This is a genomic window from Amycolatopsis sp. NBC_01286 (assembly GCF_035982555.1).
Taxonomy (GTDB): Bacteria; Actinomycetota; Actinomycetes; order Mycobacteriales; family Pseudonocardiaceae; genus Amycolatopsis.
On record NZ_CP108428.1, the window covers coordinates 1576128 to 1592284 of the forward strand.

Sequence of the window (16157 nt, forward strand, 5' to 3'; positions counted from 1 at the left end):
TCATCCTGCCCTACGGTGTGAATCCGATGGACGAGTTCGAACGGCACGGGATCGCGGTGGTCGAGGGCCGCGACGCGGCCGCGCGCGCCCTGCGGTCGCCGGAGCTGACGTCGGATCCCGGGCTCGGGTCGCCCAGCGTGCTGCTGCGCGACGGCGACGGCCACGCGCGGGTGCGCGCTGTGCTGCGGGAGATCATCGCCACGCTGGAGCCGGTCCCGGATGCGGTCCGCGACGACGTCGAAACGGTCGTCGGCGCGCTGGGGACGTCGTTCGACCTCGTGCGCGACTTCGCGCGGCCGGTCGCGGGCCTGGTGACGTCGGCGGTGCTGGGCGTGCCGCTCGACGACGTCTTCCTGGACCACCTGGAAGCGACGACGGCGAACCTCGACGTCTTCGGCGGCACCGACCGGCAGGGCCAGGCGTCGGCGTTCCGGCTGTCGGTGCAGCTCAGCCGAGCTCCGGCCGAGCCAGGCAGCGGCCTGGCGGCCCTGCGCGCGGCGCACGCGGCGGGCCGGCTCGACGACGACGAGCTGGCGATCAACCCGGTGGTCCTGGCGCACGCGGCGTACGAGAACTCGCTGAACTTCCTGGCGAGCGCCGGACTTTCGCTGGCTTCGGGCGTCGCGCGGACGAGCGTGCGTGACCTGGCGGCGGAGATCTGCCCGGCCCGGTACGTCCTGCGGTTCGATTCCGAAGGTCCGGTGGCGATCTCCCTGACCGACGGCCTCCCGTTCGGCCTCGGCCGTCACGCGTGCCCGGGGTCCGGAGTGGCGCTGGCCGAAGCCGAGATCGCGCTACGCGCGCTGGCCGACGTCCTCAGCGGCGGGTGCCGGGTCGAGGACGTGCGGTGGAAGACCCACCCGGTGTTCCACGGCCTGGCCTCGGCGCGGGTCCTCGTGAGTGGTAATTAGGGTTCTAACCCGAATTACCACTCACGAGAGCCGCGACAGACTACGAAACGGCGGAGACGACGCCCGCGAGGCGGTCGGCGGCGGCCTGGGCGGTGGCCTGGGCCGGGGCCTCGACCATCACGCGGACCAGCTGCTCGGTGCCGGACGGGCGCAGCAGCACCCGGCCTTCCTCGCCCAGCTCGGCCTCGACCTCGCCGACGGCGTCGCGGACCTCGCTCGACCCCGCGACCGCCGCCTTGTCGGCGACCCGGACGTTGATCAGCACCTGCGGCAGGCGGTTCATCACGGCCGCCAGGTCGGCGAGGGACTTGCCCGTCTCGGCCATGCGGCTCATCAGGCGCAACGCCGTCAGCAGGCCGTCACCCGTGGTGGCGTGCGCCGGGAGGACGACGTGGCCGGACTGCTCGCCGCCGAGGGCGAAGCCGCTGGACCGCAGCTCCTCGAGGACGTAGCGGTCGCCGACCGCGGTGGTGACCACGGTGATGCCGTGGGCCCGCATCGCCAGGTGCAGGCCGAGGTTGCTCATCACGGTCGCGACCAGCGTGTCCTTGGCCAGCTCGCCGGACTCGGCCAGCGCGAGCGCCAGCACGGCCATGATCTGGTCGCCGTCGATCAGCTCGCCGGCGGAGTCGACGGCCACGCAGCGGTCGGCGTCACCGTCGTGGGCGATGCCGAGGTCGGCGCCGTGCTTGACGACGGCCTCGCGCAGCCGATCCGGGTGGTTGGAGCCGCAGTGCTCGTTGATGTTGACGCCGTCGGGCTCGGCGTACAGCGCGACGACCTCGGCGCCGGCGCGGCGGTAGATCTCGGGCGCGGCGGCAGACGATGCGCCGTTCGCGCAGTCGACGACGACCTTGAGGCCGTCGAGCGAGTGCGGCGTGACCGCGAGGAGGTGCTCGGCGTAGCGGTCGAGGGCGTCCTCGACGTCCGTGACACGACCCACACCGGCGCCGGTCGGCCGGACGGCGTTCGAGGCCAGGCCGGCTTCGATCTCGTCCTCGATGCCGTCGGGGAGCTTGTGCCCGCCCGAGGCGAAGAGCTTGATGCCGTTGTCCGGCATGGGGTTGTGCGACGCGGAGATCATCACGCCCAGGTCGGCCTCGAGCGAGCCGACCAGGTAGGCGACGGCCGGCGTCGGCAGCACACCGACCCGGCGCACGTCCGCGCCGGCAGAGGTGAGTCCGGCCACGACCGCGGCTTCGAGCATCTCGCCACTGGCGCGCGGGTCCCGGCCGACGACCGCGATGGGCCGGTGCGAACGGTCGTGCGCGGCGAGGACGCGGGCGGCGCTGGCGGCGAGCGCCAGCGCGAGTTCGGGCGTCAGCTCGGCGTTGGCCAGACCACGTACCCCGTCGGTACCGAACAGGCGTGCCATCGATCGACCTCCTCAGAGCGGCTGCGGCAGCGCAACCACCACGACAACCTAGCGAGCGTTCCCGGGCGCACTACCCCACCCCCGAATGTCGCTCCGAGCACGGGAAATGCGACATCCGCCTGGGCGGGTCGGTAAAAAACGCCGGAGCGCCCATCCGATAGACGGATGAGCGCTCCGGTGGGTTGCGCCAGAGGCGCGATCAGCGCTTGCTGTACTGCGGGGCCTTACGGGCCTTCTTGAGGCCGTACTTCTTCCGCTCCGTGGCGCGCGCGTCACGGGTCAGGAAGCCGGCCTTCTTGAGGGCCGGGCGGTCGTCCGCGTCGACCTCGATGAGCGCACGGGCGATGGCCAGGCGCAGCGCGCCGGCCTGACCCGAGACGCCGCCACCGTGCAGGTTGGCGAAGATGTCGAACGCGTCCGGCTTCTCGACCAGGACCAGCGGGTCCTTGATGAGCTGCTGGTGCACCTTGTTCGGGAAGTACTCCTCGAGGGTGCGGCCGTTGAGCTTGAACTCGCCGGTGCCCGGGACGACACGCACGCGAACGACGGCTTCCTTGCGGCGGCCGACGGTCTGGGCGTTGCCGCCCGCGGCCCGCGACGGGCGCGGGGCGGTGGCGGACTCGCTGGTCGCCGCCGGGGTCTCGCTGGTGGCAACCGGGGTCTCGCTCGTCGCGACCGGCGTCTCGCTGGTGGCGACGGCAGCCTCGGGAGCTTCCGTGGTTTCGGGAGCCTCGGTGGCTTCCGGGGTCTCGACGGCGCCGGTCTCGGTCGCCTCGGTGGTGACCTCGGCGGTCTCGGGCTCGGTGCTGGTCACAGACTGTTCCTCACTCACTGCGCGACCTGCGCGATCTTGGTGATCTCGCGCACCTGCGGCTGCTGCGCGGTGTGCGGGTGCTGCGGGCCGGCGTAGACCTTCAGCTTCTTGGCCTGGGCGCGGCCGAGCTTGTTCTTCGGCAGCATGCCCTTGACGACCTTCTCGAGAAGGTGTTCGGGCTTGGTGTCGAGCAGCTCGCCGAAGGACCGCTTGCGCAGACCGCCGGGGTAACCGCTGTGCCGGTAGGCGAACTTCTGCGTGCGCTTGTTTCCGGTGAGCGCGACCTTCTCGGCGTTGACGATGATGACGAAGTCACCGGTGTCCACGTGCGGGGCGTAGGTCGGCTTGTGCTTGCCGCGCAGCAGCGTGGCGACCTCGGTCGCGAGCCGGCCGAGCACGACATCCTCGGCGTCGATCACGTGCCAGGCACGAGTGACGTCGCCGGGCTTGGGGCTGTACGTGGGCAAGGGTCTACCTCGTCGTCAACATTGCGTGTGGGTTCTGTGCGGGCCTAGCGCGCTGATGCGCCGCAACGCACAACGACATATGAAGATACCCCCACGCTCGCCGCAGCCACGCATCGGGGGTGGGTGGAAGCGCCGGGACAGGCCCGGCCCCTGCGGACTCTACCCGGTTTTCCGGCCGAAGTGCCCGCACGCGCGGCCCCGACACGCGAGGATGAGACGATCCGGGCGCCCGGAGCACGGGCACAGGCGAGCAGGGGACGGCGATGAGGAAACGACCGACGGCGATCTTCGTCCTGGGGGCGTTCCTGGCGCTCGTCAGCGCCTGCGGCCAGGCCAAGGCGGGCACGCCGTTGCCGAAGGGCGACGACGCGGCGGACTACGTCGGCGGCAAGTTCGAGCAGGTGATCGGCAAGCTCGAGGACAGCATCACCGACACCCGCGACGTCACCAACTCGCTCGACGCCTACTTCAAGTTCGACGACAAGTGGGTCCACAGCACCGTCACGTCGGCCCGCACCGGCAGCCCGGAGAACCGGGTCGTGCGGCACCGCTCGCTGAAGAACCCCGACGAGATCATCGACACGTACACCCCGGCCGACGGCCCGGTCGAGTACACCTACCTCGGCCCGATGTACGTGCAGAAGGGCGTCTCGCCGACGGCGTGGGTGTCGATGCCGAAGCCCGAGGCCGGCCTGATCCAGCCCTGCGTCTGGGGCGGGGTGCTGACCCCGTGCCGGATGGCCGACTCCACGGTGGACGCCTACCGGGCCGACAAGCGGGCGGTCCGCGGGGCGAAGAGCCTCGGCGACGGCAAGACCGCGCTGACGGTCAACGTGCCCTTCGAGGTCTTCGTCAAGAACCGGGTCGAGATCCTGCCGGCCAGCGTCACGAGCCTGATCGGGCCGGAGCTGAACAAGGCCATGGTGCCGACCACGATCACGCTGAACCCGGACGGCAGCCTGGTCTCGTTCGCGATGGACGCCAAGTTCGGCGGCGACAGCCACCAGGTCGAACTCAAGTACGAGTTCAAGTTCACCGGCCCGGCGAGCCTGCAGGACATGCCGAAGCTGCCCGACGCGTCGCAGATCACCGTGCTGCCCGACCGCGCGGCGATGGACGACTTCTACCGCCGGCTCGGCGACGCGCAGGGCAACTGATCCGTGGCCGTCTCCCCCCGCCCGACCCGAGGTGATCCCCGATGACCCAGCCGCCCGACCAGCAGCCGCAGTGGTGGCAGCCGCCGGCCAACCCCCCGGCGCCGGGCCAGCCCCAGTCCCCGGCGTGGCAGCCGGAGCAGCAGGCGACCGGCCCGCATTCCGGGCAGTGGCAGCAGAACGACGCCCCGGGCGCGGCCACCGGGTCCTACACCGGCCAGTGGGCCCCGCAGCAGCCCGGCCCCAGCGGGTCGTTCTCCGGGCCGTGGCAGGGCCAGCCGAACGCTACGTGGCAGCCGCAGCCGCCGGCACCCCAGCAGGGCGCCCCGGGCGGCGGCCGGCCGCCGCAGCAGCCGGGCCCGCAGTACGGCGGCGGGTTCCAGCCGTCGCAGTACGGCGGCCTCGGCGCGTTCGCCGCGGCGCCCGAGAAGCGGCCGAAGTCGAAGAAACCCTTGCTGATCGCCGGGATCGTGGTCCTGGTGCTCGTGCTCGGCGGCGGTGGCGCGTGGCTGCTCGGCGCGTTCCGCGGGGACGTCCTGGACCAGGAGTCCCTTCAGGACGGTGTGGTCAAGGTCCTGAACGAGAACTACGGCGAGCCGGACGTGAAGAACGCGCAGTGCCCGTCGAACGAAGCGGCCCAGAACGGCACGACCTTCGACTGCACGGTGCAGATCGGCGGCCAGGCCAAGAAGGTCACCGTGCGGGTGCTCAACGACCGGCCCGAGTACGAGGTCGGCGCGCCGCACTGAGTTCCCGGCTCGCCACCGTCCGGCCGGTCAGGCGCGGTCGTGGAGGGTGACCTGGTAGCCGTCGGGGTCGGCGAAGGTGAACGTCCGGCCGAAGGGGCCGTCGATCGGCGCGGCGACGATGGTGTGGCCGCCGGCGACGAGAGCGTCGTGGATGGCCTGGACGTCGGTGGCGTGCAGCCAGATCGCGGCACCGATGCCGGGCTGGGCAACGGATGCGAGATCGGTGCCGGGAACGACGTCGCGGAGTGCGAACGCGATCGGCTTCGTCTCGAAGACGACGGCGTGCGGCGGTCCGGCCGGCGAGCGGACGAGGCCGAGGTACTGCTCGTAGAACGCCTGCGAGGCGGCGAGGTCGCGCGCTTGGAGCGAGATGAAGTCGGGGCCGGTGACGGGCATGTGGTGCTCCTTCTTTCCGTGTCAGTCTTCTGACACGGATCAATCTATGTCAGAATACTGACATGAGTCAAGACGGAGTCGGCGTCGACCTGGAGACGTCACTGGGCTACCTGCTGAAAGAGGCGTCTAGCGCCCTGCGCGCGGCCATGGACGAGGTGCTGCGGCCGCTCGGGATGAGCGTGACGCACTACTCCTGCCTCGAGCTGCTGGCCCAGCGACCGGGCTTGTCGAACTCCGAGCTCGCGCGGGGCGCGTTCGTGACCCGGCAGTCGATGAACGTGCTGCTCCAGACCCTGGAACGAGAGGGCCACGTGACCAGGCCCGAGGCGGCACCGGTCGGGAAGGTGCTGCCCACGCGGCTCACGCCTCGCGGCCGGCGGAGCCTCGAGAAGGCGACCGTGGCGGTGCGGTCCGTCGAGGTCCAGATGCTGGCCGGGATGACCGAAACCGAGCAGTCGGACGCGTTCCGGATCCTGCGGAGCATGATCCGGTCCCTGCGCGACGACGACTAGCTCGCCTCTCATCTTCCGCGATGAGCCGGTTTTCCTGGTCCGGAAACGGAAAACGGCGGGCCCCGCACCGAAGTGCGGGCCCGCCGTGGTTCCCGGGGCTAGCGGCTCAGAACAGGCCTTCGACGGCGCTGTCCGTCGACTGGTAGCCGTCGGCGATCTGCGGCAGGGCGGCGGCGATCTGCGCCAGAACCTGCTTCAGGTCCTCGAAGCTCTGGTCCCACGCGCGCTGGGCCTGGTCGTACTGCTCCTTGGCGGAACCGGTCCAGGTGGTGATCAGCGGCTTCAGGTCGTCCTTGAGGCGGTCGAACGCCTGCTGCAGCTCGCCCCCGGTCTGCGTGCAGTCGTCCGCGGCAGCGCGGATGGTGGCGTAATTGACGACAATGCCGGCATCAGACATGACGTACTCCTTCTGTACTCAAGAATTTTTGGTGAATGAAAAGAAAGACAAGGAGTGCAGATCAGCCGAGCGCGTCGAAGCCGCGGTTGACGGCGCCCAGGATCTCCTGCTGCTGCTGCTCGGACTTCTCGTACTTCGAACCGGCCTCGCGGAGAAGTTCCGCGATCTTCTGCAGCGCCTGGTTCATCTTGCGGGCGTCCTCGTCGAAGCGCTGCATGACGTGGTCGAACGCCTTCTGCGCGTCGCCCTGCCAGCCGGCGCGGGTGGCCTCGATGCGGTCGCGCAGCGTGGACAGGTTGCTGTCCATCCCCGCGCGGACCTCGGTAACCTTGCCCTCGGCGTCGGTGAACTGAGCAACTGTCCCTGTGAATCCGGGCCCGCTCATGCTGGTCCCCCTTCTTAAGAGTGATGGTCGGCCGTAACAAGTTCTTGTTCGTTGTACGGCCCTACGACGCAGACCCTGCCATGCCCGGTTCCCTCTTGTCGTGCTTCACCGGCAAGTAGTTGCTTGCGTGAACGCTCCCTCTGGGAACCGATCGCCGCCCGTTGCGGCGAATCACCCCGATCCGGCGACTCGTCACCCGAAAATACGTTCTCCACCAGCGGGGTTAGCACACGCACAGCGAACACGCGGTGAACTCACTGGCCGCGATTCATGATTCGCATTTGGGAAAAGTCTTCGTCATCGTCACTCGTTCGAGGGGCCCGAGCGGGAGATTGCGAACGCGAAGGAACCGAATCGGGAACCACGGGGGTCTCTGGGGTCTCCGGAACCGCCAGCCCGCGGGCCCGGCGGAACCGTTCGGCGGCCGCCCGCAGGGTGCCGGGCGTCGGATCGCCGGACTTCGCGCCGCGACCCGTTCGCTTCAGCAATTCGACGTTTTCGCTGTGGTGGCGCTGATTGCGCGCCTTCGCGTTCCCGGAGACGCGCCGGGCGTGCGTCACGGCGTCCTGGCCGATCCGCTTGAAGGACGCCGCGGCGCTCTCGAATTCTTCGGACGGCACCGCGTGCCCTCCTCTCAGTTGAGGATTTCCACCGTCCGCACGGCCTGCGTGCAGGCGGCGGCGACCCGGTCGCGCAGCTCGGGTTTCACGTACTGGCAGCCGACGTGGACCCGGATCCGGCCCTTCGCCACGACGTACCAGTCGACCTGGATGTCGGGGCGGTCCGGCTTGACCTGGTGGTAGAAGATCACCGTGCGACCCGCGTACGAGGCGCTCGGGTTGTACGCACTGTACTGGTCCGGGTCGTTGTCGGCGCTCTTCTTGAGCTCGTCCGAGAGCTTCTGCGGGTCCGCCGTCGCGTCGTAGTCCATGACGTACTCCTGCGCGACGAGCAGGTCGTTGCCGTCCGCCGACTCCTGCGGGTGGATGACGACCTGGCGGTCGGCGACCCGGTCGTCGGTCTGGACCCAGTCGGTGGGCGCGACGAACTTGAAGTCGTACTGCGAGAGCGTCCGGCCCGTCTCGGCCTGGGTGCTGTCGCGCGTGAAGAAGAGCACCCCGCCGACGACGAGCGCGGCCACGACGACCACCGCGACGGCCACGACCCCCCACAGCTTCTTGCGGTCCTTCGCGGGCGGCTCGGGCGCGGGCGGAGCCGCGGACGCACCGCCAGGCCGGCCACCAGGGCCGCCGGGACCACCAGGACCGCCGGGGCCGCTCTGGGCGGGCTGGCCGGCCGCCGGCGTCCACGGACGGGCCGCCGGCTGGCCGTGGGGCGGTGACGGTGGCGGCCCGGGACGGTTCGCGTTCGGCGGGGTGAACTGAGCCGGAGCGGACCGGGGTGGCGCCGGGCGCGGGGCGACGTCGCCGGGACGGACGACCTCCGTGCGCTGCGCCGCCGGGTTCAGCGCGCCTCCCGGGACCGCACCCATCCGGGCCATCGCCTCGCCGGGCAGCGCACCGGTGCGGTCCGGGTCGACCAGCACGGCACGCAGCGCGCCGCGCGCGACCACCGTCTCCGGCTGGTCGAGGCTCGTCGGGACGACGCCGGTGCGTTCGTGCACCAGCCGGGAGATCATCGGGATCCGGCTCGACCCGCCGACCAGGAAGATCGCGGTGAGCTGCTTCGGCCGCAGGCCGGCGTCGCCGATCGAGGCGACGGTCAGCTCCACCGCGCGCCCCAGCGGCGCCGCGATCAGCCGTTCGAGGTCCTCACGGGTGACGTGCGCGTCGGCGAACGGCGGCGGCATCGGGACGTCGGTGTAGGCGTGCCGCGACAGGGTTTCCTTCGCCCCGCGCACGTCCTGGCGCAGCACACGGCGGCGTCGGCGGTCGACGAGCTCCCGGCCTTCGACGAGCTGGCGCCAGGCGTCCTGCTCCCCGCCCGCCACGAGCTCGCCGACGTGCTCCAGCAGCGCCTGGTCGATGTCCGCGCCACCGAAGGCGGGATCACCCCGGGTGGCGAGGACCTGGAAGCCGCCGCGCTGCGGGCGGCCGGCCCGGTCCCGGGCGGTGTCCGGCGGGAGCCGGCGCACGACGCTGACGTCGACCGTGCCGCCGCCGAGGTCCAGCACCGCGAGCGCGTCGCCCGGGCGGCCGCTGAACTCGACGGTGCGGTCGTTGGTGACGTCCTGCGGTGCGAACGTCGCGGCGTGGTAGACCGCCGCCGCGACCGGCTCCGGCACCAGCGCGACCTCGCGCGCCAGCCCACCGGCCGCCTGCCGCAGCAGCCGGGTGCGGATGGCGCCCCAGTCCGCCGGGTGGGTCAGCACGAGCAGGTCGACCTCGGCCTCGCCGGCCAGCCGGCGCGCCTCGGCGACCGCGCGGCCGAGCACGGCGTGCACGACGTCGGTGACCCGCAGGACGCTGTCGCCGAGCAGCAGCTCGCCCTCGTCGATCCGCCGCTTGGGGTTCGGTTCGTAACGCGACGGGTCGACCGCCGCCTGCCGCTCGGCCTCCTGGCCGACGAACAGCGTGCCGTCGGCCGCCGCGTACACGGCCGAGGACATCAGCGGCTGGCCGTCGATCACCACGACCTGCGGATCGCGCCCGTTGACCGAGGCGACGACACAGGTACTCGATGTCCCGAAGTCCACCGCTACCCGCACTGTCACCCGATGCTCCCGCAATACTCGCCGCGATCCCCCGCGCCACCGCGATCACGCCGGCGGGGCGCACCCTCGGGGAGGAAACCTACCCCGTCGTCGAAGGTGCGCCCCGCCGCCGTACTTAGTCCGGCTGGATCCACGACACCTGGATCAGCTGCTTGCCGTGCTTGCGGGTCAGCATCAGGCCCCGGCCCGGCGGCATCGCACTCGGCTTGATGTTGCCGATCAGCGCACCTTCGTCGCGCGAACCGTTCATCACCATGCCCGGCGCCGCGATCTCCTTCAGCTTGCCGATGATCGGGTCGTACATCGCCTTGCTCGCACCACCGGTGCGCCGCACGACCACCAGGTGCAGGCCGACGTCCTTGGCCTGCGGCAGGAAGTCCGAGATCTTCCGCAACGGGTTGTTGGACGAGGTGGCCACCAGGTCGTAGTCGTCGACCAGGATGAACAGCTCCGGGCCCTTCCACCACGACCGCGTCTTCAGCTGCTCCTGCGTGACATCCGGGCCGGGCAGCCGCCGCGTCATCGAGTTGAAGACGTCGTTGACCATGCTCTCCAGCTGCGCCGCCGACACCGCGTAGCCGAGCAGCGAATCGCCCTGGACGAACCCGAGCATCGAGCGCCGGTAGTCGACCAGCAGGATCAGCGCTTCCTTCGAGGTGAACCGCTCGGAGATGCCCCGGGCGATCTGCCGCAGCAGGTTCGTCTTCCCCGACTCGCCGTCGGCGAACGCGTAGAAGTGCGGCTCGGCGTTGAAGTCCAGGTAGATCGGCTGCAGGTCCTCTTCGTTGACGCCGATCGGGATCAGCTTCGACTCGCGGGCCGTGTCGAGCTTCAGCACCTCGTCGTAGGTGATCATCTCCGGCAGCAGGCGGACCTGCGGCGCCACCCGGCCCCGCCACGCCGCCTTGATCTTCGCCACCGCGTCGGCCACGCCGGACGCGATCGTCTCCGCGTCGCTCGAGCCGTCGATCCGCGGCAGGCCGCCGAGCAGGTGCAGCTTCTCGCGCGTCAGGCCGCGGCCCGGCCGCCCGGCCGGGATGTTGACCGCGATCCGGCGATCGATGTCCGACTCGGTCGGGTCACCGAGGCGCAGCTCGAACCGGGTGCCGATCATGTCCTTGATGGCCGGGCGGATGTCCGCCCACCGGTTGGCGGAGATGATGACGTGCACGCCGTAGGACAGGCCCTGGGTGGCGAGCCGGGTGATCGTGGTTTCGAGCTCTTCGAAGTCGTCGCGCAGGGCCCGCCAGCCGTCGACGATCAGGAACGCGTCGCCGAACGGGTCCTGGTCCGGCCGGATCTCGCCACGGCGCTTCCGGTTGCGGAACTCGGTCATCGAGTCGATGCCCATCGCCCCGAACCGGCCTTCCCGCTCGACGAGCAGGGTGGTCAGCTCGGCCACGATCCGGCGGGCCTTGTCCGGCTCGCGCCGGGCCACGGCCACCCCGCCGACGTGCGGCAGGTCGGCCAGCCCGGCCAGGGTGCCACCACCGAGGTCGAGGCAGTAGAACTGCGCCTCCTCCGGCGTGTGCGTCAGCGCCATCGACATGATCAGCGTCCGCAGCATCGTCGACTTGCCCGACTGCGGGCCGCCGACGATCACACCGTGGCCGGCCGCGCCGGCGAAGTCCGCCCACAGAGGGTCACGGCGCTGCTCGTACGGCCGGTCGACGATGCCCAGCGGCACCTGCAGCCGGCCGTTGCCGAAGAAACCGACCGGGGACAGGCCGCGGTCGTCGGTCGGGTTCAGGTTCGGCAGCAGCGTGTCGAGCGAGTTCGGGTCCTTCAACGGCGGCAGCCACACCTCGTGCGCCGGCGGGCCCTGCCCGATCAGCCGCGAGACGATGACGTCCAGCTCGCTCGGCTCGACCGCCTCTTCGGGCTGCTGCCGCTCTTCGACCTTCGGCGCCGCGTCGAACAGCTCCGGTTCCGGTTCCTTCGGCAGCTCGACGAAGTCCGGGACAAACAGCTGCGGGCGCTTGTCCGCGCGCACCACCGTCGCCGCCGGGCCCGCGGCCTGGATGCCGGCCGGCCGGTACGGGCCCGACACGTAGGACGCCTTGAACCGCACCAGCGTCGAGGTGTCGAACTTCAGGTAGCCGCCACCGGGGACGGAGGGCAGCTCGAACGCGTCCGGGACGCCGATCGCGGCGCGGGACTCCGCCGCCGAGAACGTCTTCAGGCCGATCCGGTAGGACAGGTGCGAGTCGAGACCGCGCAGCTTGCCCTCTTCCAGGCGCTGCGACGCGAGCAGCATGTGCATCTGCAGCGACCGGCCCAGCCGGCCGATCGCGACGAACAGGTCGATGAAGTCCGGCTTCGCCGCGAGCAGTTCGGAGAACTCGTCGCAGACGATGAACAGCGCGGGCAGCGGGTCGAGGTCGGCGCCGTTCTCACGGGCTTTCTCGTACTCCCAGACGTTCTTGAAGTTACCGCCGTTCTTCAGCGCTTCCTGCCGGCGGTTCATCTCGCCGGCCAGCGCGTCCTTCATGCGGTCGACCAGCGTGACCTCGTCCGCGAGGTTGGTGATGACCGCGGAGACGTGCGGCGCCTTGTCGAGACCCAGGAAGGTCGCGCCACCCTTGAAGTCGACGAGGACGAAGTTGAGCGTGCTCGACGAGTGCGTGGCCAGCATGCCCAGCACCAGCGTGCGGAGGAACTCCGACTTGCCGGAACCGGTCGCGCCGATGCACAGGCCGTGCGGGCCCATCCCCTCGGCGGCGGCTTCCTTGATGTCCAGCTCGACCGGCTGGCCGTACTCGCCGACGCCGAACGGGACGCGGTAGCGGTCGCGGATCGGGCGGGGCCGCCACGCCTGCTGGACGTCGAAGGTCATCGGGTCGCCCGGGATGCCGAGCAGCTCCAGCAGCGACGGGTTGGACAGCAGCGGCTCCTCGTCGCTGACGTCCTGCCCGGCAGCACCGCCGACGCGGTAGGGCGAGATGAGCCGCGCGAGCGACTCCGTCTCGACGACGCTCAGGGTGTCCGGGCGGCCGAACCACTCGACGCCGCCGGCACTGCGCGCGCCGAGGCGGTCGGCCTCCACGACCAGCCGCAGCCCGCGGCGGGCGGCGAGGTTGCCGATGGAGTCGGACAGGTCGATCAGCGTGACGCCGACCAGGCCCTCTTCGAGGATGATCTGCTCTTCGCGGGTCACCTCGGCGTCGTCGACGATGATCACGACGTGCGGCTGGTCCGGCGCCGGGGTGGCGTTGCGGGAGAACCGCTGGCGGTCACGCAGTTCTTCGTCGAGCCAGTTTTCGATCTGGGCCAGCGAGCCGGCCATCATGCGGAGCTGGCCGATGCCGTCGGACATCGTCGGGTGCTGGGCGTGCGGCAGCCACTTCGCCCACTCCCACTCCTCCTTCGCGCGCCCCGCGGTGGCGACCGCGATCAGCACGTCGTCGGGGCTGTGGAAGGTGACCATCTGCGCGAGCATCGCGCGAGTCAGGCCGCGGGTCAGCGCCCGGTCGCCCTGCATGCTCACCGCGGCGAACCCGCGCAGCGTGATCTGGGTGGGCAGGTCCGGCACGATCGAGTGCGCGCGCACGAACCGGCGCAGCGCGAGGGTGGCGATCGGCTCCAGCTCGTCGACCGGCCCGGTCTGCGGCGGGACCAGCCGCGTCGCGAGGCGGTGCGAGCTGCGCCCGACGCGCAGGTGCAGGAAGTCCTGATCGTTCTGGCGGCGCTCCCACATCCGGCGGCTGCCCGCCAGCGGCCACAGGGACTGGGGGTCCGGGTGCACCCACTCGAGCGCGGCCCGCTGGTCGACCATCGCCTCGCGGGCGCGGTCGCGCATCTGGCCGAGGTAACGAAGGTAGTCCTTGCGGTCCTCGTCCATCTCGGCGCGCTTGGCGCCACCGCCCTTGCCGCCACCGCCGGCCATCATCCCGAGCGTGCCGACGACCATCATGCCGCCCATGGCCATCATCATCGGGTTCCGGTTGCTGGCCTGGAACATGAAGACCATCATCCCGAGCGACGCCACGATCATGACGATCGGCAGCGCCTTCATGACGATGTTGCCGGGGATGACACGGGGCACCTCGGGCGGCGGCTCGAGGTGCACCTCACCACCCGGCGGGCGCGGTGCCGCCAGCCGCGGCGACTTCTTGAACTGCAGCGTGCTCATCGAAGGACCCCTCATTCAAACTCGACGATGGCGGCCACCGTTTAGTGCACAAGGTGCGCGGAACAACCTAGCGAACGTCGCGGAGGAATTCCGGCGGATACCGCAACCGCCTCTGTGACCCACGTCGGGCGTCCCTGCCCTCGTCCGGCGAGTGTACGGCCCACGACCGACAGTCATGATCGCTCGGGGAAATCCGCCTTCACACTGTCGGTTACAGCCGGTTCACCCTTGGCGACATGCGTGCTAATCATGATCTGACGATGATCACCACGCGGGGAGGGACCATGAACGGGAACAGCCGCCGACTGGCACTGGCAGGCGTGGCGGCGGCAGCGTTGCTGACCGCAACGGCCGCGTCGGCATCCGGCGCGGGTGTGACCGCCGAATCCACGGCCACCTGTCACGAGACACCTCACGAGATGGTCGGCGGACGCTCGCAGAACCTTTTCTTCTGCGCCGACGTGGTCGGCACCGCCGGCAACTTCCGGCCCGACACCCGCATCTACCTCGACCGGGCCGACTACGGTCCCGACCCGACCCATTGGGCGGGCTGGATCGCCGAAGGCCCGATCGGAACCGGCAGGACGGCGAGCGGGACCGTGGCCGGGGACCACTGGTGGCGAGTCTGCACCCACGAGGCCGGTGGCCCGTTTTACTGCACCCACTGGTACCACCAGTAGCGACCTCGGACCGACCTGCGGCGGGCAGTGATTTTCGGACGTTCGATGATGTCGGCGCCCGGGTCCGGTATAAGTTCCCCCGGGAGCAGTATCAACCGAGCGGGGGCAGTGCAGTGGCTACGGGCACGACAGTTTTCAGCAGGGTGACGGTGGTGGCGCCCTCCACCCGGATCGACGTGGCGCTGCCCGCCGACGTCGCGGTGGCCGATCTCCTCCCGATGCTGCTCGACATGGCCAAGGAGTCGTCGCCCGACGGCGGCGCCCGCCACGGCGGCTGGGCGCTGGCGAAGCTCGGCGACGCCCCGCTCGACCCCAGCCGCACGCTCGCCTCGCTCGGCGTCGTCGACGGCGAGCTGTTGCAGCTGCGCAAGCGCAACGAGAACCCGCCGCCGCCGCTGTACGACGACGTCGTCGACGCGATCGCCGAGTCGTCCCCGGACAGCTTCCGGCCGTGGACCAAGGAAACGGCCAACCGCTTCGGGCACGTCGCGGGCGGGCTGGCGCTGGTCGTCGCCGCCGTCGCACTGTTCTTCAGCGGGTCGTTCTACGGCGGCAGCGCGCTCGGCGCGGCCATCGCCGGCGGCATCGGCGCGATCGCGTGCGTCGCGGTCGGCGCGACGCTCGCCAAGGCGTACCAGGCCGAGTCGACCGGCGTGCTGGTCGCCGCGGCCGGCGGCCTGCCACTGGCCTTCGTCAGCGGCTTCTACACCGTGCCGGGGCTGTCGCTGCGGGCCAACCTGCTGCTCGGCGCGGTCCTCGTGATCATCGTCGCCTCGGTCTGCATCATGGTCATCGGCGCCGGCATCACGACGTTCATCGCCGCCGCCACCGCGGGCACCTTCGGGGCGCTGGCGTTCCTGTTCGGCACGCTCATCGCGCACCCGGCCGCCGGCATCGCGGCCGGCACCATCGCCGTCGCGCTCGCCTGCATCTCGATCCTGCCCCGCGCCACGATCTGGCTCGCGAAGCTGCCGCTGCCGCACGTCCCGGGCAGCGCGGAGGAGCTCAAGGAAGACTCCGGCTTCCCCGACTACCGGGCGATCGAGCGCCGCACGGCCATCGCGCACAACTACATGACCGGCCTGATGATCGGCTGCGGCGCCACGGTCGCGGTGGCCGCGGTCATCGCCTCTTCCGGGCCTGGAGTGTTCGGCATCATCCTCGGCGTCGTCGCGACGCTCGTGCTGCTGCTGCGCGCCCGCGCGTACGCGAACGGCAGCCAGGCCATCGCCCTGCTCACCACGGGCATGGTCTCGGCGACCGGCATCGCGATCGGCTGGCTGACGACGTCGAGCCCGCAGAACCGCCTGCTCATCGTCTTCGGTGTGCTGATCCTGCTGGCCGCGGGCGCGCTCGTGGTCGGCGTGATCTTCCCGAACCAGCGCTTCTCGCCGCCGCTGCGGCGCACGGTGGAGATCATCGAGGCGCTCTGCATCGCGTCGGTGCTCCCGCTCGCCCTGGGTGTGATGGACCTCTACACCACCCTGCGGCACCTGAACTTCAAGTGACCG

The 16157-nt window shown here is 70.7% G+C and carries 15 protein-coding genes; 6 read left to right on the forward strand and 9 right to left on the reverse strand.

The window, feature by feature from the left end; all coding sequences use genetic code 11:
* Positions 1–26 precede the first annotated feature (26 nt).
* Positions 27–911 (forward strand): cytochrome P450, encoded by an 885-nt coding sequence (locus OG570_RS07455; RefSeq protein WP_326956058.1) that lies wholly within the window; start codon positions 27–29, stop codon positions 909–911.
* A 40-nt stretch (positions 912–951) separates the two neighbouring features.
* Here the strand turns inward: OG570_RS07455 and glmM are convergent, their stop codons facing one another.
* From glmM to rplM, 3 genes are all read right to left on the reverse strand, one after another.
* Positions 952–2286, reverse strand: a complete 1335-nt coding sequence (glmM, locus tag OG570_RS07460; RefSeq protein WP_326946036.1) for a phosphoglucosamine mutase — start codon at positions 2284–2286, stop codon at positions 952–954.
* A 199-nt stretch (positions 2287–2485) separates the two neighbouring features.
* The gene (rpsI, locus tag OG570_RS07465; protein WP_326956059.1) at positions 2486–3100 is read right to left on the reverse strand and encodes a 30S ribosomal protein S9; all 615 of its coding nucleotides are present in this window, start codon (positions 3098–3100) and stop codon (positions 2486–2488) included.
* A gap of 14 nt (positions 3101–3114) precedes the next feature.
* The gene (gene rplM / locus OG570_RS07470) at positions 3115–3567 is read right to left on the reverse strand and encodes a 50S ribosomal protein L13 (RefSeq protein WP_247060576.1); all 453 of its coding nucleotides are present in this window, start codon (positions 3565–3567) and stop codon (positions 3115–3117) included.
* A 263-nt stretch (positions 3568–3830) separates the two neighbouring features.
* Here rplM and OG570_RS07475 point away from each other — a divergent pair, with 263 nt between their 5' ends.
* Both OG570_RS07475 and OG570_RS07480 read left to right on the forward strand, forming a co-directional pair.
* Entirely contained in the window at positions 3831–4724 is an 894-nt protein-coding gene (locus OG570_RS07475) for a hypothetical protein (RefSeq protein ID WP_247060575.1), read from the forward strand.
* Positions 4725–4765: 41 nt separating this feature from the next.
* Entirely contained in the window at positions 4766–5470 is a 705-nt protein-coding gene (locus OG570_RS07480; RefSeq protein ID WP_326956061.1) for a DUF4333 domain-containing protein, read from the forward strand.
* A gap of 27 nt (positions 5471–5497) precedes the next feature.
* Here OG570_RS07480 and OG570_RS07485 read toward each other — a convergent pair whose 3' ends face one another.
* Entirely contained in the window at positions 5498–5866 is a 369-nt protein-coding gene (locus tag OG570_RS07485; RefSeq protein ID WP_326946034.1) for a VOC family protein, read from the reverse strand.
* 62 nt (positions 5867–5928) lie between these two features.
* On the opposite strand from OG570_RS07485, the gene OG570_RS07490 reads away from it, so the two are divergent.
* Positions 5929–6378, forward strand: a complete 450-nt coding sequence (locus OG570_RS07490; protein ID WP_326956063.1) for a MarR family winged helix-turn-helix transcriptional regulator — start codon at positions 5929–5931, stop codon at positions 6376–6378.
* Positions 6379–6484: 106 nt separating this feature from the next.
* Here OG570_RS07490 and OG570_RS07495 read toward each other — a convergent pair whose 3' ends face one another.
* The 5 genes from OG570_RS07495 to eccCa form a co-directional block, all read right to left on the reverse strand.
* Entirely contained in the window at positions 6485–6775 is a 291-nt protein-coding gene (locus OG570_RS07495; protein WP_247060571.1) for a WXG100 family type VII secretion target, read from the reverse strand.
* Positions 6776–6836: 61 nt separating this feature from the next.
* On the reverse strand, positions 6837–7160 hold the full coding sequence (locus OG570_RS07500) for a WXG100 family type VII secretion target (protein ID WP_326956065.1): 324 nt from the start codon (positions 7158–7160) through the stop codon (positions 6837–6839).
* A gap of 254 nt (positions 7161–7414) precedes the next feature.
* Positions 7415–7780, reverse strand: a complete 366-nt coding sequence (locus OG570_RS07505) for a hypothetical protein (protein ID WP_247060568.1) — start codon at positions 7778–7780, stop codon at positions 7415–7417.
* Between the two features lie 14 nt (positions 7781–7794).
* Positions 7795–9834 carry a type VII secretion-associated protein gene (locus OG570_RS07510; RefSeq protein ID WP_326956066.1) on the reverse strand — a complete coding sequence of 680 codons (2040 nt, stop codon included), beginning with the start codon at positions 9832–9834 and terminating at the stop codon, positions 7795–7797.
* Positions 9835–9949: 115 nt separating this feature from the next.
* On the reverse strand, positions 9950–13966 hold the full coding sequence (gene eccCa / locus OG570_RS07515) for a type VII secretion protein EccCa (protein ID WP_326946030.1): 4017 nt from the start codon (positions 13964–13966) through the stop codon (positions 9950–9952).
* A 260-nt stretch (positions 13967–14226) separates the two neighbouring features.
* Between eccCa and OG570_RS07520 the strand changes: the two genes are divergently transcribed.
* On the forward strand, positions 14227–14646 hold the full coding sequence (locus OG570_RS07520; RefSeq protein ID WP_326956067.1) for a hypothetical protein: 420 nt from the start codon (positions 14227–14229) through the stop codon (positions 14644–14646).
* 143 nt (positions 14647–14789) lie between these two features.
* Positions 14790–16154: a type VII secretion integral membrane protein EccD gene (eccD, locus tag OG570_RS07525; protein ID WP_326946028.1), complete on the forward strand. Its 1365-nt coding sequence runs from the start codon at positions 14790–14792 to the stop codon at positions 16152–16154.
* The last annotated feature ends 3 nt before the right edge of the window (positions 16155–16157 follow it).